Genomic DNA, 21,338 nt, shown 5'->3' with positions numbered 1-21,338 from the left:
CTGCGCCCCCAGAAGAAGAGGTGCCTGTTCCGGCGCTGATGGCCGGACAGGCACCTTAGGGATCACCGGGTGATCCCGTGGTCATTCATCCCAGCAGGCGATGGCCTGCTTCACGTCGAACTTGCCCTCCAGCAGCGCGCGGCCGAGGATGACCCCCCTGACGCCTGTGTCCTTGAGCGCCTCTATGTCGGCCAGGCCGCCGATACCGCCTGAGGCCTGAAACGCCACGCTGGGGTAGCGGGAGCAGAGATCCCGGTAGAGCTCGACGTTGCTGCCCGAGAGGGTCCCGTCCCGGCTGATGTCGGTGCAGAGCACGTGCTTGAGCCCGGCGGGAAGGAAGCGCTCGATCAGCACCTCGAGGCTCACGCCGCTGTTCTCCTGCCAACCTGCCACCGCAATCTGGCGATTACCCTGGGCATCGATATTGACGTCCAGCGCCAGCACTATGCGCTCGGGGCCGTATTTTTCCATCCAGCTTGCCACCAGATCCGGGGACTTGACGGCGGTGGAGCCGACCACCACCCGGTTGGCGCCGGCGGCCAAGAGGTCTGCCACGTCCTGCTCGCTGCGCACCCCGCCGCCCACCTGCACCGGCGCCTGGGTTACGGCGAGCAGCTCGGTGATGAGGGCAAGCTGGCGCGCTTTTGCATCCTTGGCGCCGTCCAGATCCACCAGGTGCAGTTGCTCCGCCCCCTGGGCAACATAGTCGTCGAAGCGGGCCTGGGGGCTGCTGCTGTATGCGGTCTTCTGGCCGTAGTCCCCCTGATAGAGTCGGACTACCTGGCCATTGATGAGGTCAATTGCGGGAATGATCATCCTTGTTACAGCTCCAGAAAGTTTTGCAGTAAACGGGCACCGGCACTGCCTGAGCGCTCCGGGTGGAATTGGGCGCCGAAGAAGTTGTCACGGCCGACGATGGCGGTGAAGGGATGGCCATAGTCGCAGCTGGCGAGGGTCGCCTCTGTCACCTCCAGGGCGTAGGAGTGGACGAAGTAGAAGTAGCTGCCGCTTCGGATCCCTCTCAGCAACGGGTGGGTCTCGTCGTGCTCAATCTGGTTCCAGCCCATGTGGGGCAGGCGCAGATTGCCCACCTCCATCAGCCGGATCCTGCCAGGCACTATGCCGAGGCCCTCGATCAAGCCCTCATCCGATCCGTCACTGCCACTCATGGTCTCCTCGGAGGCCTGTGCCAGCATCTGCATGCCGAGACAAAAGCCCAGCAGGGGCTGCTTGGCGGCGCGAATAAGGGGCACCAGTCCCCGTTCGTTGAGGTTTTTCATGGCGGCCACCGCAGTGCCCACCCCGGGCAGGATCAGCTTGTCTGCCTGCTCGATGTCGGCGGCCTGGCAGGAGACCTGCGGTTGCACGCCGAGGCGCTCGAACGCCATCCGCACCGAGGCCAAATTGGCACAGCCGGTGTCGATGATGACGAGGTTTTGCTTACTCAAACCCATCACAGCACCCCCTTGCTGGAGGGGAGTTCGCTCCCTTCCACCCGGATGGCCTGGCGCAGGGCGCGGCCAAAGCCCTTGAACAGCGCCTCCACCTGGTGGTGGGTGTTGCCGCTGCCCACCTTCATCTGCAGGGTGATGGCCATGGCGTCCGAGAGGGAGCGGAAGAAGTGGGGCACCATCTCGGTGGCCATCTCCCCCACGCTGTCGCGGCCAAAGCCGCTCGGGCAGTCGAACACGAAGTAGGGGCGGCCGCTCAAGTCCAGCGCCGTGGCCACGTCCAGCTCGGTGAGGGAGGGGGTATCGGTGGTATGGCGCGGGCGGCCATCGATCACCGCCTGTACCTCGTCCATCGCCAGCACGAAACCGAAGCGACCTATGCCGCGCTTGTTGCCAAGGGCCTGGCGCAGGGCCTGACCCAGGGCCAGCCCCACATCTTCCACCGTGTGGTGATCGTCGATGTGCAGATCGCCGCTGACCTTCAGCTTGAGGCGGAACCCGGCGTGAGTAGCTATCTGATCCAGCATGTGATCGAAGAAGCCGATGCCGGTGGCAATCTGGTTGCCGCCGCTCTTGTCCAAGTCCACCGCCACCTGGATGCGGGTCTCCTTGGTGTAGCGCTCCACCTCGGCCACCCGCCCCTTGGAGAGCAGCTGATCACGGATGGCGAGCCAGTCGTGATCCTGCGGCTGGTAGCGAATGCCGCGGATGCCCATGTTCTCGGCAAGTTGCAGATCTGTCTGTCTGTCGCCAATCACGAAGGAGTTGGCAAAGTCGATACGACCCGAGGCGAGGTACTCCTTCACCAACCCGAGGTTCGGCTTGCGGCAGCTGCAACCGTCGGTGGGGAAGTGGGGGCAGATCAGCACCTGCTCCCAGTTCACCCCTTGGGATTCAAAGAGGTGCATCATCAGATCCTGAGGGGGCTGGAAGTTTTCCAGTGGCAGGCTGGCGGTGCCCAGCCCATCCTGGTTGGTCACCATCACCAGCACGTATCCGGCGGCCTGCAGCTCGCGCAGCACCGGGATCACCATGGGCTCGAAGCGCAGCTTGGCGAGGCTGTCCACCTGCTTGTCGGTCACCGGCTCTTCTATCAAGGTGCCGTCACGGTCGATAAACAAAAACGGGGTCTTCATCTGGCTACTTCCTTATACGCTGGCGGCAGACGGGTTGCTGGCTGAGGGGGTGCTGTTCGATAGATCGCGCAGCACGGTGAGGACGGCGTCCATCTCCCCCTGATAGCCGATGGTGATGCGGATGCTGTTGTCCAGGCCCGGCTTGCTGGAAAAATCACGCAAGATGATGCCGGCGGCCTTCATGGCGGCAAAGACGGCGGCGCCATCGGTGAAGCGCACCAGCACGAAGTTGCCCTTGTCCTCGAACACCTCTTTCACGCAGCCAAGCCGAAGCAGCTCGGCCTTGATGAGGGCCTTCTGCTTGTTGAGCTCCTGCACCCGCTCCTGCATCAGCGCCAGCCCCATGGGGGAGAGGGCCTGGGCCGCTATCTGGGCGATGGGTTCGGGGATGGGGTAGGGGGCTATCACCTTGGCCAGCATGGTGATCACCTCGGGATTGCCCAAGGTAAAGCCGCAGCGGATGCCCGCCAGGGCAAAGGCCTTGGAGAGGGTGCGAGTCACCACCAGATTGGGGTATTGGTCCAGCAGATCCACCACTGAGCCTTCCGGGCAGAACTCGATGTAGGCCTCGTCCACCACCACGATGGCGCGCTCCCGGGCCTTCTCCAGCAAGGCGATGAGCCCCTTGCGGCCCACCAGATCCCCGGTGGGGTTGTTGGGGGAGCAGAGGAACACCAGCTTCACATCGGAGAGGCGATCCGCGATGGCGGACCAGTCCGGCTGACGGCTGGCGGTGAGCGGCTGCTCGACGATGCCGACGCCGCAGGTCTCGGCGCTGATGGCGTACATGCCGTAGGTGGGGGGGCAGATGAGGATCTGATCTTCCCCCGCCTCGCAGAAGGTGCGGATCAGCAGTTCTATGGCCTCGTCGGCGCCGCGGCTCACCAGCACCTGGCTCGGATTGACCCCGGCGTAGGCGGCGTAGCCGTTGACCACCTCGGCCGGCTGGCACTCGGGGTAGCGATTGAGGCGGTTGCCCTCGATGGTGAAGGGGTAGGCCAGCGGCGCCTCGTTGGCGTTGAGCCAGACATGACCCTGACCACCGATGCGACGGGCGGATTGATAGGGGGTGAGGGCCCGCACCACGCGGCGAGCCAGATTGGCGATGCTCATGACAAATCCTTCTGCTGCTGGCTTGAAAGTGCGTTCAATCTGAGGGTGACGGCGTTTTTATGGGCATCCAGCCCTTCCGCATCGGCGATGCGCTGGACTATGGGGCCAAGGCCCTGGATCCCCTCGATACTCAGCTCCTGCACCGTGTAGCGGCGCTGGTAATCCGCGAGCCCGAGGCTGGAGCAGGTGCGGGCATAGCCGTAGGTGGGCAGGGTGTGGTTGGTGCCGCTGGCGTAATCGCCGACCGACTCCGGCGTCCAGGATCCCAAGAAGATGGAGCCGGCGTTCTCGAGTCTGTCCAGCAGATCGCGGGGCGCTTGGGTCTGCACTATCAGGTGCTCCGGCGCATAGGCGTTGGAGATGGCGCAGGCCTCGTCCAGATTGTCGCAGAGGATCACCAGGCTGCTGCCGAGCGCCTGGGCGGCGATGTCGCGGCGGCTGAGCTGGGCCAGCTGGCCCTTGATCTCGCCTGCGATGGCGTCGGCCAGGAGCGGCGAGGTGGTCACCAGCACCACCTGGCTATCGGGGCCGTGCTCGGCCTGGGAGAGCAGATCCGCGGCCACGAAGGCAGGATTGGCGCTCTCGTCGGCAATCACCAGCACCTCGGAGGGGCCGGCGGGCATGTCGATGGCGGCGCCGCGCCAGTCGCGGGAGACCTGGCCCTTGGCTTCGGTCACGTAGGCGTTGCCCGGGCCGAAAATCTTGTCCACCTTGGGAATGCTCTGGGTGCCGTAAGCCATGGCGGCGATGGCCTGGGCGCCGCCGATGGCGAACACCTTTTCGACGCCACAGGCGCGGGCGGCAAACAGTATCTCGTCGCTGGCCGGAGAGGGGGTGCAGAGCACCACCTCGCGGCAGCCGGCCAGGCTTGCCGGAATGGCCAGCATCATCACGGTGGAGGGGAGCGGCGCGCTGCCCCCGGGCACATAGAGGCCGACCCGGCTGATGGGCTGGGTGCGCAGCTCGCACACCACCCCGGGCTGGGTCTCCACCCGCACCACGGGCTGCGCTTGCGCGGCGTGGAAGGTGCGAATGTTGGCGATGGCCGCTTCAATGGCACCCTTGATACCGTCATCCAACCGCGCGCAGGCGGCCTCGATTTCGTCCTCGCTGACGCGCAGCTGTTCGCGGGGGGCGCGCTCGAAGCGCAGGCCGAGTTCCCGCAGGGCGTCGTCGCCCCGGCTGCGCACGGCGCCGATGATCTCCTTGACCACGGCACCTATGTCCGCCTCGTCATTGAGCGCCGGCCGGGTCAGCACGTCGGCCTGTTGTGCGGGGGAGAGGGTCTTCCAGATCAGGGTCTGCATGGTGTCCCTTCCTTATTCCATCATCTTTTCGATGGGTAGCACCAGGATGGAGCTGGCGCCGAGGGCCTTGAGCTGCTCCATGGTCTCCCAGAACAGGGTCTCGCTGGAGACGACGTGCAGCGCCACCTGATTGGTGTCACCGGCCAGCTGCATTATGGTGGGGCGCTCGGCGCCCGGCAGCAGATCCGTAATGGCATCGAGCTTGTCTTTGGGGGCGTGCAGCATGATGTACTTGCTCTCGCGGGCCTGCTGCATCCCCTGGATGCGGGGCAGCAGCTTGTCGATGAGCTTCTGCTTGGCCTCACTCAAGGGGTTGGGAGCCTGCACCAGCACCGCCTTGGAGCGGTAGATCACCTCCACCTCTTTGAGGCCGTTGGCCTCCAGGGTAGCGCCGGTGGAGACCAGATCGCAGATGGCATCGGCCAGGCCTGCGCGGGGCGCCACTTCCACCGAGCCGCCCAGCATCACACTCTTGAAATTAAGACCTTTCTCGTCGAAGAAGCGCTTGAGCAGCCCGGGGTAGGAGGTGGCGATGCGTTTGCCCGCCAGACTCTGCGGCCCTGTGTAGGTGACGTCTTCCGGCACCGCCAGGGAGAGGCGGCAGCCACCGAAGTCGAGCTGCTTGAGGGTCTTGACCTGATAGGGCAGATCCTGGGAGGCGCGAATGAGCTGCACCTCTTCCAGCACGTTCTCGCCTATGATGCCAAGGTCGACCACCCCTTCCATCACCAGCCCCGGGATGTCGTCATCACGCACCCGCAATATGTCGATGGGCATGTTCTCCACGTGGGCGATAAGGCGCTGTTCCCGTAAGTTAATTTTGAGGCCGCAGCTCTTGAACAGGGCTTGGGAGTCCTGGCTCAGGCGACCGGATTTTTGCATGGCGATGCGCAGACGTTGTGTTTCCATTGCTCGATTTCCTTCTAGTCAAAAACGAAAAAACCCTCGGAAGTGTGTGCTTCCGAGGGTTCATGAATCTTGCGGTCCTTTTGGAAGTCACCAGTTAAGTGTCTTCCAGCAGTCAACCTCCTGAAAGACTAGTCGGGATGATGATGGTGATGATGAGTCTTCAGCAGGGTGAACTTCATGTAATCAATCCTTTACAAATAAGATGTCGTAGTTGACGCCTGATTTAAACTACCTGCCTTGACAGAAAATGCAACCTGAAATTGTGATTTGCCCGATTAAAGTGGAGAAAACGGTTTTCTGGTCGATAACTAATCAAGATAGCCTGAGGAGTGATCACCATGCCCAGCCAGGACCTGTTATTCCCCATCTTGCCGCGCGCGCCGTCGACCCCGAGCCCCGACGACATCAAGCGGGAGGTGACCCAGATCAGCCAGAAGCATCAGTTGCGCAAGATTGGCACTGACAACGGCGGCGGCGCCCAGCAGTACCAGCAGGGGCATCACCCGGCCAAGCGTGATCAGCCAAAGGCGCAGGAAGATGATCACAAGCCGGATCCGGACCATCAGATCGATCTCTTCGTCTGAACGCATTATCAGTCCCGCTTTCGCCACGCTTTTGGCATAATGGCCGCTTTTGCGCGGGACCCTCCTTTGACCATCCAGACCCTGTTCAAGCCAGATGGCCCTCTGGCCAGCCACATCGAGGGCTTCAAGGCCCGCGCGCCGCAACTGGAGATGGCCGAAGCGGTGGCGCGCGCCATCAAGGGCGGCAGCCGCCTGCTGGTGGAGGCGGGCACCGGCACCGGCAAGACTTACGCCTATCTGGTGCCGGCGCTGGAATCCGGCAAGCGGGTGGTGATAAGCACTGGCTCAAAGAACCTGCAGGAGCAGCTCTTCTACCGGGACCTCCCCACCATCACAGGCGCGCTCTCCTACACCCCGCCGGTGGCCCTGCTCAAGGGGCGCAGCAACTATCTCTGCATCGAGCGGATGAACCGCCTCTTGAGCGAATCCCACCTGCAAAAGCCCGAAATTCTCAGCGATCTGGTCAAGGTGAAGTCTTGGTCCACCGCCACCGACAACGGCGATGTGGGGGACATTCCTGGGCTGCAGGAGAACGCCGAGATCCTCGCCCACGTCACCAGCACCAACGACAACTGCCTCGGCCGCGACTGCCCCTATTACGACGACTGCCATCTGGTGGTGGCCCGGCGCCGGGCCATGGATGCCCAGGTGGTGGTGATCAATCATCACCTCTTCTTCGCCGATATGGCGGTGAAAGACACCGGATTTGGCGAGTTGGTGCCCGAAGCGCAAGTCTATGTGTTCGACGAGGCGCACCAGTTGCCGGAGATCGCCACCAACTATTTCGGCAAGTCGGTGGGCAGCCGCACCATCCTGGATCTGGCGCAGGACATCCAGCTCGCCTATAGAGCCGAGGCCCACGACATGGGACAACTTGGCAAGGCGGCGGACAGGCTCTCCATCGCCAGCCAGGACTTGCGCCTCGCCTTCGGGATAGACGGGGGGCGCGGCAATACCCGCGATATCCTGCGCCAGCCGCTCTGGGGCCAGGCCCTGGCTCGTCTCAACGACGCCATCGGGCTCTGTTACGAGGTGCTGAAACTGGCGCTCGGGCGCGGCGAGCAGCTGGATCACGCCTTCGAGCGAGTCTGCGAGCTGCGCACCCGCCTCGGGGAGGTGCTGGCGGTCAATCAGACAGGTTTCTCCTACTGGTATGACTGCTCCCGGCTGCATTTCTCCCTCAATCTCACCCCGCTGTCGGTGGCCGAGCGGTTCGGCGCCGAGGTGCAAAAGCCCGAGGTGGCCTGGATCTTTACCTCAGCCACCCTGACGGTGGATATGCGTTTCGATCACTTCAAGGCGGAGCTGGGGCTCGCCGGCAGCGCCGAGCTTATCCTAGACAGCCCCTTTGACTACGCCGAACAGGCGCGCCTCTGTGTGCCGCGCTTCCTGCCCGAGCCCAATGCCTTCGGGCGGGGGGAACAGCTGGCCAATCTGATGATCCCCCTCATCAACAAGACGCCGGGGGGGTGTTTTTTCCTTTGCACCAGCCATCAGGTGATGCGCCAGGTGGCCGAAGTGCTGCGCCGGGAGATAGGCCGCACCGTGCTCTTGCAGGGGGAGGACAACAAGCAGCGGCTGCTCAAGACCTTCGTGGAGAACGGGCGCGCCGTGCTGGTGGCTACCAGCAGTTTCTGGGAGGGGATAGACGTGCGAGGGGCGGCATTGTCCTGTGTTATCATCGACAAGCTGCCCTTTGCGAGCCCGGACGACCCGCTGCTCAAGGCGCGGGTGGATGACTGCAAGCTCAAGGGGGGAGATCCCTTCGCCGAGCTCCAGCTGCCCAAGGCGGTGATTGCCTTGAAACAGGGGGTGGGGCGGCTCATTCGTGATCGCAGTGATCACGGTGTGCTGGTTATCTGTGATCCGCGCATGGTCAACAAGCCCTATGGCGCCACCTTTATCAAGAGTCTGCCCGCCATCCCTCGCACCCGGGAGTTAGAGTTGTTGGGGAGTTTCTTTGACCGGGGCGCTTGAGCCAGACAGGCCGCGTACCCGGCGCGCTCTGCATTCGGCCTGCGATGCTGGCGGGTGGCTAGCGATTGACCGATTTGCCATGTTAAGAAAACGGGTGAGCAGATCCCGCTTGCACGTTATGTCATTGACTGATTTATAGAGATTGGAACCCATGACCGAGTTGAAGATCCTGGCCGTTGATACCGCCACCGAAGCCTGCTCCGCCGCCCTGCTGGTGGGCGACAAGCTGTTCTCCCGTTGGGAAGAGGCGCCGCGGGATCACACCCAAAAAATCCTGCCCATGGTTCAGGCTGTGTTAGACGAGGCCGGTCTATCGTTGACTGAGCTCGACGCCATCGCCTTCGGGCGTGGACCGGGCTCCTTTACCGGCGTGCGCATCGGGATCAGCGTGGCCCAGGGGCTCGCCTTTGGCGCCGGCGTGCCGCTCATCGGTATCTCGACCCTGGCTGCCATGGCCCAGGGGGCTCATCGTCTGGAGGGGGCCGAGCGGGTGCTGACCGCGATAGATGCGCGGATGAACGAGGTCTATTTTGGCCACTACGAGTTGTGTGATGGCCGTATGCAACTGATGGGGGAGGAAGTGGTGAGCGATCCCGCCGCCCTGATTGAAGCGCGCGGCAAGCTGGCGGGCAGCCTGAGCTGCGTCGGGACCGGCTTTGAAACCTATGGCGAGACGCTCAACGCCCTGGCCGACGAGCTGGCGGTGAGCCAGGTTCGCTTCCCGGCGGCGGTCGACATGCTGCCACTGGCTCGGGCCGCCTGGCTGGCGGGGGAGGCGGTCGCTGTGGAGCAGGCTACCCCTGTCTATCTGCGCGACAAGGTGACCTGGAAAAAACTGCCCGGTCGCGAGTGACATCCAACGGCGAGCCGCGACTCGACGCCAGCGAGTGAAGGCGGACGGCGCGGACAAGGAGAGGCAAATGATGAAACGCGTGATCATGCTGGGCCTGACGGGGCTGCTGCTAGTCGGCTGCAGCTCGGTGCCCAAGGAGCTGGCCTATGAGCCGGAAAGCCAGCTGGTGGCCTATCAACCTGCCCTGCAGGGGATGGAGGGCAAGCCCGCGCGCTGGAGCGGCGTCATCTCGGCGGTGCACAACGAGCAGGATCAGAGCATCATCGAGGTGGTCTACCTGCCGCTCAAAGCCAATGGCGTGCCGACCCAGACGGAGCAGAGCCCGGGGCGTTTTCTGGCCGTCATGAAGGGTTTTGTGGATCCGACGCTCTATGCCAAGGGACGCAGCCTGACGGTGCTCGGCACCCTGGACAAGCCGGTGGACAGCCAGATAGGGGATCACAAGTATCGCTTCTCTGTGCTCAAGGTCACCGCCAGCAAGCTGTGGCCGCCGGTGAAGGAGGTGGAGATCCGCTACATGGACCCCTACTTCTACGACCCCTTCTATGATCCCTTCTGGCCAAGACGCCACTACTCCCGCTGGTGACGATGGAAGAGCGCTTCCTCACCCTGGCCGACGGACGACGCATCGCCCTGCTGGATAACGGCCGGCAGGGCAAGCCTCTGGTCATTGCCCTGCACGGCTGGCTCGACAACGGCGCCAGCTTCCTGCCCCTTGCCCCCCATCTCGATGAGTGCCACCTGGTCTGCGTCGATCTGCCGGGACACGGTCATTCGGATCACAAAGCCACCCCCTATGTCTTCGTCGACTGGCTCGACGATCTCCATCAGATTGCCCAGGCTGCGGGCTGGCAGCGCTTCGTCCTGCTCGGCCACTCTCTCGGGGCCCTGATCGCCAGCGCCTATGCCGGTGTCTTCCCCGAGCAGATAGTGCGGCTCGTCCTGCTGGAGGGGCTGGGGCCGCTCAGCCAATCCGATGAGGAGGTGCCCGCCCAGCTGCGGCGGGCCATTCTCAATCGCAGCCGTACTCGCGAGCGAGCGTCCAGTGGCTTTGCCTCCCTCGACGAGGCGGTGGCGGCCCGCTGCAAGGTGGCGGATATCTCCCCGGCGGCGGCGCGCCTTATCTGCGAGCGCCAGCTGGAGGCGCGGGATGGGCGGCTGCATTGGCGCAGCGATCCCCGTCTGCGGGATCTCTCGCCCATGCGCATGAGCGAAGGTCAGGCCCTGGCGCTGATCCGAGCCATCGCCTGCCCTGTGCTCTTCATCCGTGGCGAGCAGGGGTTCCCGAGTCTGCTGACGCAGTGGCAGTGGCGGGGGCCGGCCTTTGGCCAGATTGAAATGGTACAGGTGGCGGGAAATCATCACTTCCATATGGAAAATTCGGCCAAAACCGCCGTTTATATCGAAAACTTCTGTCAAATCCGGTAGGATCGCCGGCTTTGAATCATGTCAGGTTTGCTTTCTCCCTCACACTTCTCGTTGTTAATTTGCTGTTAATCGATGTTGCCTTATGTAACTATGTGCGGCATTAGAGCATGAGCTTAAAACAACTGATTGAAATGGATGTGACAGGGACGGAGGCAACACAGTGAGCGCACAGGTGCTAGTTATGCAGGAGAAGTTCGTGGAAAGAGTCTGGCTGAAGCGTTATCCAGAAGGGGTGCCCGCCGAGATCAATCCAGACCAATACGGCTCCCTGGTCGAGATGTTTGAAGAGTCGGTGACCCAGTTTGCCGACCAGCCCGCCTTCGTCAACATGGGGCAGACCATTACCTATCGCCGGCTGGAAGAGCAGTCCCGTGCCTTTGCCGCCTACCTGCAAAACGAGCTCAAGCTCGGCAAGGGCGACAGGGTGGCGGTGATGATGCCAAACCTGCTGCAATACCCCATCGCCGTGTTCGGCATACTGCGGGCCGGCATGACGGTGGTCAACGTCAACCCCCTCTATACCCCGCGTGAGCTGGAGCACCAGCTCAAAGACTCCGGCGCCAAGGCCATCGTCATCGTCTCCAACTTCGCCCATACCCTGGAAAAAGTGGTGCACGACACCCCGGTCAAGCACGTGATCTTGACCCGCATGGGGGACAACCTCGGCCTGGCCAAGGGCTCCCTGGTCAACTTCGTGGTCAAGTACGTCAAGAAGCTGGTGCCCAAATACAACCTCCCGCACGCCAGCACCATGCGCCAGGCACTGGCCAAGGGCCGTTACCTGCAGTACATCAAGCCCGAAATCAGCAACCAGGACATCGCCTTCCTGCAATACACAGGCGGCACCACGGGCCTCTCCAAGGGGGCCATGCTGACTCACCGCAACATGATTGCGAACGTGGAGCAGTGCCTCGGCGTCTATGGCCCCGTGCTGGAGCGGGGCAAGGAGTTTGTGGTCACGGCGCTGCCGCTCTACCACGTCTTCGCCCTGACGGTGAACTGCCTGTTGTTCATGCGCCTGGGTGGCTACAACCTGCTCATCAGCAACCCCCGCGACATCCCGGGCTTTGTCAAAGAGATCAAGAAGTACCCCTTCACCTGCATCACAGGGGTCAACACCCTGTTCAATGCCCTGGTCAACAACGGCGAGTTCCAGAGCATGGACTTCTCCCGTCTGAAGCTCACCATAGGCGGCGGCATGGCGGTGCAGCGTGCGGTGGCCGAGCAGTGGAAGGCGCTGACCCATACCCCGCTGCTGGAAGGCTATGGCCTGACCGAGTGTTCACCCCTGGTGAGCGTCTGCCCCTACGATCTGGTGGATTACAACGGCTCCATCGGTCTGCCGGTCTGCTCCACCGAGATCCGGCTGGTGGATGACAAGGGGCAGGTTATCACCGAGCTGGGTGCTCCCGGCGAGATGCAGGTGCGCGGCCCCCAGGTGATGACGGGCTACTGGCAGCGTCCCGAGGCCACCGCCGAGGTGATGCAGGATGGCTGGCTCTGTACCGGTGACATCGCCGTGTGCGACGAGCAGGGCTTCTTCAAGATCGTCGATCGCAAGAAGGACATGATCCTGGTCTCCGGCTTCAACGTCTATCCGAACGAGATTGAAGACGTGGTGGCGCTCCATCCCAAGGTGCTGGAAGTGGCCGCCGTCGGCGTGCCCAACCCGGTTTCCGGCGAACTGGTGAAAATCTTCGTGGTCAAGAAAGATGCAAAGCTGGCGGAGGACGAGATAATTGCCCACTGCCGCAAACATCTGACTGCCTATAAGGTGCCGAAACTGGTAGAATTTCGCGACGAACTTCCCAAGACCAATGTGGGCAAGATCCTTAGGCGCGTGCTGCGCGACGAGGAGATTGCCAAGCAGTAACCGGCATGCACTGCTCTGCAGTCAAGCGCTGTCGTTATGCAAAACCGTGGGTCATGCCACGGTTTTTTCTTTCTGGGTCCCGACCAACGTGCAGGCAAAGATGCAATATCAACTCATTTCACAGCAAGCCGAACTGGAGCAGTATCTCGCTTCCCTGGCCGACGTTCCCCTGGCCATAGATACCGAATTCGTTCGCACCCGTACCTACTATCCCCAGCTCGGTCTGTTCCAGATCTATGACGGCGAACGCCTCGCCCTGCTGGATCCCCTGACCCTGGACCTCTCGGGGCTGTGGCAGCGGCTCGGCCGGGCAGGGCAGATCGCCATACTGCACGCCTCGGGTGAAGATCTGGAGCTCATCCAGCATCAGGCGGGCCACCTGCCCAACCAGATGCACGACACCCAGCTCGCGACGGCATTTCTGGGTTACGGCGTCTCGGTCGGCTTCGGCGCCCTGGTCAAGGAGTTCCTCGGCGTGGAGCTGGAAAAGGATCAGGCCCGCACCGACTGGCTGGCCCGTCCCCTGACTGCGCGCCAGCTCGAGTACGCGGCGGCGGATGTCTTCTACCTGATGCCCCTCTACGAGAAGGTGATGGCCAGGCTGCATGAGAGCGGCAAGTTTGCCTGGTTCGAGCAGGAGTGCCAGAACCACTCCGCCCGCAAGACCCAGGGCAGCGATCCCCGTCAGGCCTACCTCGAGATCATCAACGCCTGGCAGCTGGGTCGGCGCGAACTGGCTATTCTGCGCGAGCTTGCCGCCTGGCGCCAGCAAGAGGCGGTGCGCCGGGATCTGGCTCTGAACTTCGTGGTCAAGGAGCTGCACCTGTTCAAGGTGGCGGAGCGTCGGCCCACTTCATTGCGGGATCTCAACGAGCTGGGGCTGGCCCCCATCGAGATCAAGATCCACGGCAAGCGGATGCTGGACATAGTCGCGGCGGCCCAGCAGAGCGACCCCGAAGGCTGGCCCGAGCCCATTCGTCGACTGGTGGATTACCCCCAGTACAAGGCCGAGCTCAAACGCATCAAGGCCATGGTGGAAGAGAAGGCCAAGGCCAGCAACATCCCGCCTGAGCTGGTTGCCAGCAAGAAGATCATCCACCAGTACTTCACCTGGAGCTGGCGGATGAGCGCCGAGGAGCGCGCACGCGCCGACAAGCCCATGCTGCTGCAAGGCTGGCGTCATGAGCTGGTGGGGCATCTGCTGGCCCAGTAACCGGACCATCCCGACCTCGTGGGTCGGAACGCAGTACCTGAAGAAGGGGAGTCAATGACTTCCCTTTTTTGTGTCCGTTGCAGTCCGGCCAGCCGGGCGAACAGGCATGAGCGCCCCTGGCGCCGGGGATCACCTATGGCGGGTAAAGGAAGCGGGGAGAGGAGTCACAGATAAATGGCGGGCACTGAGGGTGCCCCCATCAGAGTTCGTGGGCGTGGAATCCCTTGCGATAACGGGTTTCGCAGCGCGGGCAGCGTTGCAGGCTGGGATCCTGATCCAGCTGATCGATGGCAAGCGGCTCCTCGCAATCGGAGCAGAGGCCATAGAGACCCAGTTCCATCTGGCAGAGCGCGGCGTCGAGGCGTTTCAGCCGTGCCACGCTCAGCTCCACCTTGGGCAAGTCGAGGCGACTGGTCAGATCCACCAGTTGATCCCGCTCGCAGCTTCCCACTTTTTGGGCCCAGTCGTCACGACGACAGGCCTTGAGCTGAGCAATCAGCTCTTCTCTTGTTTGCGCCCAATCGGTCAGCAGGCGCTCACGCCATTCGGCCAACCGGGCTTGCGTCACTTCACACACAACAGCCCCCAAAGACGAGTGATAAAACTCGACCAGTATAGGGAAACCCGCGGCTTATCAAGATGACATGAGTCAAGTTAACCGTGCTTTGACGCGTTTTTCCGGCTGGTGTCGCGGCTTGCCGGTGATCACATGGAGCACCCCGACCACCAGGCAGACGACGCCGACCAGGGTACTCATGGGAGGCATGGTGCCGCGTAGCATGAAGGCGTAGAGCAGCCCCGCCAGCGTCTCGAACACGATGAGCGGTCCCACCAGCACGGTCGGCAGGCGCTGGCTCGCCTCGTTCCAGCACAGGGTGCCGAGCCAGGAGCAAAAGAGCCCCACCACCCCCATCAGCAGCACGAAGCGCAGGGGCGTCGGCCCTAAGGGCAGGGGAAAGTCCGGTGCGCTCAGGGCGAGATGACCGAGACTGCCGAGGTAGGCAATGAGTGCCACCGGCAGGGTCACCAGCCCTTGAGCGGTGGCCCAGACGGCCGGGCTGCGGTCCGGGTGCTCGCGCAGCCAGCGGGCATTGCGCAGGGGATACCAGGTCCAGCACAGCACGGCGACCAGCGCCAGGACGAACCCGAACAGCTGCTCGGTGCGCGCCTCGGTGTGCCAGGTCAGCTCGGCACGGTTGACGAGATAGAGGCCGACCCCCATCAGCAGCAGGGCCGGGTAGAGACGGGCGCGGGAGAGGCGGCCGTCCCGTGCCCCATAGAGGCGGTTGGCGGCCAGGGCCGTCACCACCGGCAGGGTGCCGATGATCATGGCCGCCAGCGGTGAGCCGATGCGCAAGATGGCCCCCGACAGGCAGAAGTAGTAGATGAGATTCCCCACCAGGGTGAGGGTGAGTGCCTCGCGCCAGTCGCTGGCCGAGAGGGCCGCCAGGCGTTTGCGGGCCTGCCAGGCGAGCGGCAGCACGATGAGGCCGAAGGCGAGGTATCGGCCGCTGGCGAGCAGGGCGGGGGGATAGCCGTCCACCAGCAGGGGGGCGACGAAGATGAGCCCCCACATCAGGCCGGCCAGCAGGGCAAACAAGACTCCGATCAACATTTTCCATATCCGGTAAAGAAGAAGGAGGCCAGCCTAGCAGGGGGGTAAGGGCGGCGTATTGAACCAGATTGCGCTTTAGCGGCCAGCCTGTACCTGTTTCTGGTAGCGCACCGGGGTGGTGCCATAGCGGCGCAGGAAGGCGCGGTTGAGGTGCGACTGATCGGCCAGACCACAGGCGGCGGCCACCTCGGCGGCGGGCAGGCCGGCGGCCAGCCACCCCTTGGCCCGCTGCAGGCGGATGGCCATCAACATCTGCTGGGGGGTGACATGAAAGCGGGCCTTGAAGCTGCGCTGAAAGTGGTAGGGACTGAGGTTCACCGCCCCCGCCAGCTCGGTCAGGGTAATGGGGCGGGCGAAGTAGGCCTGCATATAGTCGATGGCGCGGCCCAGAGGGTGGGCTGCTTCGCGCGGGGCCGCCAGGGCCCGGGCATGGGGGCGCAGGGTCTCGCACACGCTCAGCAACAGGCCGTCGGCGGCGAGCTCGCTGTCACAGTGCCAGAGGGCGTCCAGGGCCGCCTGCAGGACGGGGGCGGTGCGCGGGTCGCTTCGCACGGCTTCGGCGAAATACCAGCCGCGCTCGCCGCTGATGGCCTCGAGCCGATCGGCGGGCAGGTAGAGCATGCGATAGCGCCACCCCTGCTCGCAGGCCGCCTCGCCCGTGTGCAGCTCATCGGGGTTCATCAGCACCAGGCTGCCGGGGCCTGCCAGGAGCTGGCTGCCACGATAGCGGAAACGCTCGGCACCGCACTCGATGACACCGAGGCCAAACCCCTCGTGGCTATGGGGATCGAAGATGTGGTGCTGGATGTGGGCGCGATAGAGCTCGGTCGCAGGCTGCCCCGGCAGGGCGCGAAAATCGGCCCTGTCGTGCTGATGGGTAAATGTGACCGGTACTCCCTGCATCCTGACCTCCTGTCATTGAGCCTTCATCATAGGGCGCCGCGCTGCGGCGGCCAAGACTAGGCCCGTGCGGCGCACTCGCGCTCGAGGGCTGTACGGATCTCGTCTGCGGTTTTGATGGTGCGGATGCGGCGAAACAGCTCATCGGCCTGGGGGTATTCCCGCACTATGTAGGAGAACCACTGCTTGATGCGGCTGGGGTAGTAGTCGGCCTTGTCGCTCGCCAGATCCTGCTCTGTGTAGCTCACCATCAGTTGCAACACCTCGGCCCAGCTCATGTGGGCACAGCCGGTTTTCATCACGTTGGCCAGATTGGGCAGGGAGATGGCGCCACGGCCCACCATGAGGGCGTCGCAGCCGGAGACGCTGGCGCAGGCGAGGGCATCTTTATGATCCCAGATCTCGCCATTGGCGGTCACCGGAATGGGCAGGGCGCGGCGGATGAGATCCACGTATTCCCAGTGCGCCGGCGCCTTGTAGCCTTCACGCTTGGTGCGGGCATGGACAGCGAGCTCGTTGGCGCCCCCCTGGAAGACCGCCTGGGCGTTGTCCATATAGAGCTCCTTGTCGTCGTAACCCAGGCGGATCTTGGCGCTCACCGGCAGGTGGGCAGGGACGGCTTCGCGCACCGCCTTGACGATGCGATAGACGGTCTCTGGCTCCTTGAGCAGCACGGCGCCCCCCTTGCTCTTGTTGACCGTGGGGGCGGGGCAGCCGAAGTTGAGATCGACCCCGGGGGAGCCGAGCTCGATGGCGCGCACTGCGTTTTCGGCAAGCCATTCGGGGTGCTGGCCCAGCAGTTGCACCCGCACCGGGGTGCCGGCACGGGTCTTGCCATCCTGCTTGAGTTCGGGGCAGAGGCGATAGAACACCTTGGCGGGCAGCAGCTGATCGACGACCCGGATGAACTCGCTGACACAGAGGTCGTAATCGTTGACGGAGGTGAGAACCTCCCGCATCAGGTGATCCAGCACCCCCTGCATGGGGGCCAAAATAACGCGCATAGCTGCTTCCGAAGACAAGGGGAGAAAAAAGAGCGCAGATTGTAGTGGCAATGGCTGGCGTTGTCAGCCGTCTGCCCACTCGATGGGCCTAATCGACTGCCGCCGCATGGGCCAGGCTGTCAGCTTCCGGGCCAACTCTGTTAGGCTAAAGGCAGAGATGCATTCAGAGGAGTACCCATGAAACGCTGGTGTCTGATGGCCCTGGGCTGGCTTGCCTTCGCCACCGGGATAGTCGGGATAGTCCTGCCCCTGCTGCCGACCACCCCCTTCATGTTGCTGGCGGCGGCCCTCTTTGCCCGCTCGTCACCCCGTTTTCACCGTTGGCTGCTGGCACACCCCTGGTTCGGGCCCCCCATCCATGACTGGCAGCAATATCGCGGCATTCGGCGCCATGCCCGGCGCCGTGCCATCGTCTTCATCCTGCTCTCCTTCTCGGTGTCCCTGCTGGTGGTGCCGCTGCCCTGGGTGAGGCTGCTGCTGGTTGTCATAATGGTGATCCTGCTCACCTGGTTAATGCGTCTGCCGGTGCTGGAGCCAGTTGCAATGGAGAAGTGAAATCCCTAAGCTATTGCGGCAATAATGCTATGGAGTCGGCCTGTCATTTTTTGCATGACGGGCCTTTTTATTGCCCGCTGGCGGGCAGCGCAAGAGACGCCACGCCTGGGCTCAAAAATAAGCGGTCAAATAATGAATCCGGATACCCTGAAGTTTATCGAAGCGAGCATCAAGACCATTCCCGACTATCCGAAGCCGGGCATACTGTTTCGCGACATCACCAGCCTGATCGAGAATGCCGAGGCCTTCAAGGCCACCATAGATCTGCTGGCCGAGCATTATCGTGATCAAGGGATCACCAAGATCGTCGGCACCGAGGCCCGCGGTTTCATCTTCGGCGCCCCCGTGGCCTTTGCCATGGGACTGGGCTTCGTGCCGGTTCGCAAGCCGGGCAAGCTGCCCCGCGCCATCATCGAAGAGTCCTATGCACTCGAGTACGGCACCGATACCCTGCAACTGCACACCGACGCCATAGTGCCCGGTGACAAGGTGCTGGTGGTGGACGATCTGCTGGCCACCGGCGGCACCGTCGATGCCACCGTCAAGCTCATTCGCCGCGCCGGCGGTGAAGTGGCCGATGCGGCCTTCATCATCTCCCTGCCGTCGCTGGGCGGTGATGCCCGCCTGACCGCCGCTGGCGTCAAGGTGGTCTCGCTGGTGGAACTCGCGGGCGAGTAAGACCGCTTTGGCTGGCGGGCCTCGTCAACCCGCCAATGCCCCGAACCGGTGCCTGAATGGGCACCGGTTTGAAAATCAAGCGATCCCTCCCGCGGCGGCCGATAGCCCATACAGCCCGCCCTCCATTTGTGTTAGCATCCTGCCTCAATGCCTCGTTTTCCAGCATCGAGATCTATGAGCTATCAGGTTCTGGCGCGTAAATGGCGCCCCCATACGTTTGAACAAGTGGTTGGCCAGCAACATGTGCTGACCGCCTTGACCAATGCCCTGGATCAGGGACGGCTGCATCACGCCTACCTGCTGAGCGGCACCCGCGGGGTCGGCAAGACCACCATAGCCCGCATCCTGGCCAAGAGCCTCAACTGCGAGCAGGGGATCAGCAGCCACCCGTGCGGCGTATGCGATACCTGCCGCGAGATCGATCAGGGCAACTTCGTCGATCTGCTGGAGATCGATGCGGCCTCGCGCACCAAGGTGGAAGACACCCGCGAGCTGCTCGACAACGTGCAGTACCGCCCGGCCCGCGGCCGCTTCAAGGTCTACCTCATCGATGAGGTGCACATGCTGTCGCGCCACAGCTTCAATGCGCTGCTCAAAACCCTGGAAGAGCCGCCTCCCTATGTGAAGTTCCTGCTGGCCACCACGGATCCGCAGAAGCTCCCCATCACCATCTTGTCCCGCTGCCTGCAGTTCCACCTCAAAAGCCTGGATCAGAGCCAGATCGCCAAGCAGCTGGAGTGGGTGCTGGATCAGGAAGGTCAGCCGTTCGAGCCCCGCGCCCTGCTGGCCCTGGCCAAGGCGGCCGACGGCAGCATGCGCGATGCCCTGAGCCTCACCGATCAGGCGCTGGCCCACGGCAACGGCAGCGTGCGTCTGGAGAGCGTGCTGACCATGCTGGGCACCCTCGACCACCACCACCTGCACCAGTTGCTTGAAGCCATACTGCGCCAGGATGCCCCGTCCACCATGGCCAAGATCACCGAAATCGCCACCCTGGGGCCGGACTTCGATCAGCTCCACGCCGAGCTGGAAGCCTTGCTCCATCGCGTCGCCATGGCCCAGCTGCTCCCTGCCAGCGTGCAGGAGCAGGGGGCGGATGCGGATGCCTTGCTGCAGTTGGCGGGGGCCATGAGCCCGGAAGAGGTGCAGCTCTGCTACCAGATAGTGCTGGGGGGGCGCAAAGACTTGCCCTGGGCGCCCGATGGCCGCACCGCGCTGGAGATGACCTGCCTGCGGATGCTGGCCTTCTCGCCGCGCCGCGAGGCGGTGCATCCCGCCAATCTGAGCGCCTTGCCCGTCTCCATGGGCGCGCTGCCCGGGGCGGGGAGGGAGGCCGTATCGACCCTGCCGGGAAAGCCGTCAGGGGCTGAGCCAGCCCCGCATCAGGCCGCGACGGCGGCCAGCACGGCCGTGCCCGCAGCCCTGACGCCGACAGCGCCGCTCTTGGTGGTGCAGGCCGATGAGCCGGCTTCCGGCGACGATGAATCGAACGCGACTCTCTTTGCCGAGCAGCATGAGCTGCTAGAAGAGGCGCAGCGGATGGGGTACGAGGCGCAGCCGATGCAGCCAGAGCCTCAGACTGGTGGCGCGCCCCAGGCAGTGGAAGCACAGCCCCTTGAATCCGAGCAGCCGGCATCCTTCCATGAGGAGGTCCTGCCGACGGCGGCTCCTGCCATAACCCCTGAACCCGAGGCAGCCCCCTCGGCGGCCTCCAGCATGCAGAGCCTGCTGGGCAAGCGCAATCTGCTGCGCAGCCGGCTGCGGGGCGACGCCGGGGCGGCGACCAGCTCTGTGCCCCCCAGGGCGACGCCGAGCAAACCGGCTGCGCCCCTGGCCATTCCCGCCGTGCAACCTGTGGCGCCAGCGCCCTCTGTACCTGCCAGGCAGGCCGCTGCGGCGCCCGCCTATTCCGGGCCCATGACAGGCTATGAGGATCTGCCGCCCCTCGAGGCCTATGACGACAGCGGTAGCGATTATGAGGAATATCTGAATCAGGGCTTCGGCGACGGGCCGGTCAGCGCTCCCGCAGCGCAAGCGGCGGCGCCAGCGTCAAGGCCGAGTGCTCCGCAAAAGGCCAGTCCCGCCTCGGACGACTTGCCCCCCTGGGATCTGGACGGCGCACCCGCCAGGGCCGCCGAGGCCCCCGTCGCCGCAACCCCAGTTACGACGCCCCTTGCCGTGCCCGAAAACGTGCAGCCAACGGCCGCCCAGGTGATGGAGACCATCGACTGGGATGAGCTGGAGAGCGACGCCCAGCCGGATGAGGGGGAGGAGGTCACCCGCCTGATCCCCTCTTCTCTGCTGGTCAATTGCGGCGATCCCTGGGCCGAGCTCATCGCCCGTACCGGGGTCGGTGGCCGGTTGCGTCAGCTCGCCATCAACTCTGTGATGACCCGGCAGGGGGAGTTGGTGTCCCTGGTGCTCAAGCCCGAGCAGCGCCACCTGGTCAGCGATAGAGCCCTTGCCGATCTGGCCGAGATCATAGGCCCGGAGTTTGGACAGCCGGTGCGTGTCGAGGTGACCCTGGGCACGGATCCGGCGCGGGAGACGCCGCTCGAGATCGAGCATCGCCTCTATCTGGGAGTGCGTGAGCAGGTGAGCCGGGATCTGGCGGACGATCCCAATGTTCAGTTCCTGCAGCAGCGATTCGGCGCCGTGCTCCATCCTGAGAGCATCGAGCCCCTGAGCCGCTGAGCGCTATGAGTTAAATCCCATGCCGGGACTCGAGTTCCGGTTGAAAAA

At 63.7% G+C, this 21,338-nt stretch carries 20 protein-coding genes and 1 other annotated feature; of the genes, 10 read left to right on the top strand and 10 right to left on the bottom strand.

Annotation, left to right across the window (positions count from 1 at the left end; all coding sequences use genetic code 11):
- Positions 1-81 precede the first annotated feature (81 nt).
- From hisA to hisG, 6 genes are read right to left on the bottom strand one after another with little or no spacing between them, the layout of a single operon-like run.
- A complete protein-coding gene (gene hisA, locus ACFWHB_RS11170; protein WP_395948391.1) occupies positions 82-816 on the bottom strand; it encodes a 1-(5-phosphoribosyl)-5-[(5-phosphoribosylamino)methylideneamino]imidazole-4-carboxamide isomerase in 735 nt (244 codons plus the stop codon).
- Positions 817-821: 5 nt separating this feature from the next.
- Positions 822-1,454 (bottom strand): imidazole glycerol phosphate synthase subunit HisH, encoded by a 633-nt coding sequence (gene hisH / locus ACFWHB_RS11165; protein WP_234690044.1) that lies wholly within the window; start codon positions 1,452-1,454, stop codon positions 822-824.
- Positions 1,454-2,587, bottom strand: a complete 1,134-nt coding sequence (gene hisB / locus ACFWHB_RS11160) for a bifunctional histidinol-phosphatase/imidazoleglycerol-phosphate dehydratase HisB (protein WP_234690043.1) — start codon at positions 2,585-2,587, stop codon at positions 1,454-1,456. Before hisB ends, hisH begins: the two co-directional genes overlap by 1 nt.
- 12 nt (positions 2,588-2,599) lie before the next feature.
- Entirely contained in the window at positions 2,600-3,700 is a 1,101-nt protein-coding gene (gene hisC, locus ACFWHB_RS11155) for a histidinol-phosphate transaminase (protein WP_395948390.1), read from the bottom strand.
- On the bottom strand, positions 3,697-5,007 hold the full coding sequence (gene hisD, locus ACFWHB_RS11150; protein ID WP_395948389.1) for a histidinol dehydrogenase: 1,311 nt from the start codon (positions 5,005-5,007) through the stop codon (positions 3,697-3,699). Before hisD ends, hisC begins: the two co-directional genes overlap by 4 nt.
- A gap of 12 nt (positions 5,008-5,019) precedes the next feature.
- Complete coding sequence (hisG, locus tag ACFWHB_RS11145) at positions 5,020-5,916, bottom strand: ATP phosphoribosyltransferase (protein ID WP_106886822.1); 897 nt, start codon at positions 5,914-5,916, stop codon at positions 5,020-5,022.
- 28 nt (positions 5,917-5,944) lie between these two features.
- Positions 5,945-6,069 (bottom strand) — a sequence feature (His leader region).
- Between the two features lie 185 nt (positions 6,070-6,254).
- Between hisG and ACFWHB_RS11140 the strand changes: the two genes are divergently transcribed.
- The 7 genes from ACFWHB_RS11140 to rnd all read left to right on the top strand — a co-directional run bounded on the left by ACFWHB_RS11140 (position 6,255) and on the right by rnd (position 13,844).
- Positions 6,255-6,500 carry a hypothetical protein gene (locus ACFWHB_RS11140; RefSeq protein ID WP_106886821.1) on the top strand — a complete coding sequence of 82 codons (246 nt, stop codon included), beginning with the start codon at positions 6,255-6,257 and terminating at the stop codon, positions 6,498-6,500.
- A gap of 66 nt (positions 6,501-6,566) precedes the next feature.
- Positions 6,567-8,477 carry an ATP-dependent DNA helicase gene (locus ACFWHB_RS11135; RefSeq protein ID WP_395948388.1) on the top strand — a complete coding sequence of 637 codons (1,911 nt, stop codon included), beginning with the start codon at positions 6,567-6,569 and terminating at the stop codon, positions 8,475-8,477.
- A gap of 151 nt (positions 8,478-8,628) precedes the next feature.
- Complete coding sequence (gene tsaB, locus ACFWHB_RS11130) at positions 8,629-9,330, top strand: tRNA (adenosine(37)-N6)-threonylcarbamoyltransferase complex dimerization subunit type 1 TsaB (protein WP_395948387.1); 702 nt, start codon at positions 8,629-8,631, stop codon at positions 9,328-9,330.
- A gap of 67 nt (positions 9,331-9,397) precedes the next feature.
- Positions 9,398-9,916 carry a Slp family lipoprotein gene (locus ACFWHB_RS11125; RefSeq protein WP_139745484.1) on the top strand — a complete coding sequence of 173 codons (519 nt, stop codon included), beginning with the start codon at positions 9,398-9,400 and terminating at the stop codon, positions 9,914-9,916.
- Between the two features lie 2 nt (positions 9,917-9,918).
- On the top strand, positions 9,919-10,758 hold the full coding sequence (locus ACFWHB_RS11120) for an alpha/beta fold hydrolase (protein ID WP_395948386.1): 840 nt from the start codon (positions 9,919-9,921) through the stop codon (positions 10,756-10,758).
- Between the two features lie 196 nt (positions 10,759-10,954).
- On the top strand, positions 10,955-12,631 hold the full coding sequence (gene fadD / locus ACFWHB_RS11115) for a long-chain-fatty-acid--CoA ligase FadD (protein WP_111910673.1): 1,677 nt from the start codon (positions 10,955-10,957) through the stop codon (positions 12,629-12,631).
- 100 nt (positions 12,632-12,731) lie between these two features.
- Positions 12,732-13,844 carry a ribonuclease D gene (rnd, locus tag ACFWHB_RS11110; protein WP_025326940.1) on the top strand — a complete coding sequence of 371 codons (1,113 nt, stop codon included), beginning with the start codon at positions 12,732-12,734 and terminating at the stop codon, positions 13,842-13,844.
- A 199-nt stretch (positions 13,845-14,043) separates the two neighbouring features.
- Here rnd and ACFWHB_RS11105 read toward each other — a convergent pair whose 3' ends face one another.
- The 4 genes from ACFWHB_RS11105 to dusC all read right to left on the bottom strand — a co-directional run bounded on the left by ACFWHB_RS11105 (position 14,044) and on the right by dusC (position 17,363).
- A complete protein-coding gene (locus tag ACFWHB_RS11105; protein ID WP_111910584.1) occupies positions 14,044-14,412 on the bottom strand; it encodes a TraR/DksA family transcriptional regulator in 369 nt (122 codons plus the stop codon).
- An 81-nt stretch (positions 14,413-14,493) separates the two neighbouring features.
- Positions 14,494-15,459, bottom strand: a complete 966-nt coding sequence (locus tag ACFWHB_RS11100; RefSeq protein WP_395948385.1) for a DMT family transporter — start codon at positions 15,457-15,459, stop codon at positions 14,494-14,496.
- Between the two features lie 75 nt (positions 15,460-15,534).
- A complete protein-coding gene (locus ACFWHB_RS11095; protein ID WP_395948384.1) occupies positions 15,535-16,362 on the bottom strand; it encodes an AraC family transcriptional regulator in 828 nt (275 codons plus the stop codon).
- Between the two features lie 56 nt (positions 16,363-16,418).
- Positions 16,419-17,363 (bottom strand): tRNA dihydrouridine(16) synthase DusC, encoded by a 945-nt coding sequence (gene dusC, locus ACFWHB_RS11090; protein ID WP_106886814.1) that lies wholly within the window; start codon positions 17,361-17,363, stop codon positions 16,419-16,421.
- 177 nt (positions 17,364-17,540) lie between these two features.
- Here dusC and ACFWHB_RS11085 point away from each other — a divergent pair, with 177 nt between their 5' ends.
- The 3 genes from ACFWHB_RS11085 (at position 17,541) to dnaX (ending at position 21,290) form a co-directional block, all read left to right on the top strand.
- Positions 17,541-17,918, top strand: a complete 378-nt coding sequence (locus ACFWHB_RS11085) for a YbaN family protein (protein ID WP_106886813.1) — start codon at positions 17,541-17,543, stop codon at positions 17,916-17,918.
- Between the two features lie 132 nt (positions 17,919-18,050).
- On the top strand, positions 18,051-18,596 hold the full coding sequence (apt, locus tag ACFWHB_RS11080) for an adenine phosphoribosyltransferase (RefSeq protein ID WP_042650168.1): 546 nt from the start codon (positions 18,051-18,053) through the stop codon (positions 18,594-18,596).
- A gap of 174 nt (positions 18,597-18,770) precedes the next feature.
- The gene (gene dnaX, locus ACFWHB_RS11075) at positions 18,771-21,290 is read left to right on the top strand and encodes a DNA polymerase III subunit gamma/tau (protein ID WP_395948383.1); all 2,520 of its coding nucleotides are present in this window, start codon (positions 18,771-18,773) and stop codon (positions 21,288-21,290) included.
- Positions 21,291-21,338 lie beyond the last annotated feature (48 nt).

The organism is Aeromonas mytilicola subsp. aquatica, from assembly GCF_044336385.1.
Lineage (GTDB): Bacteria > Pseudomonadota > Gammaproteobacteria > Enterobacterales > Aeromonadaceae > Aeromonas > Aeromonas rivipollensis.
This window is presented reverse-complemented; position numbering and strand designations above follow the sequence as displayed.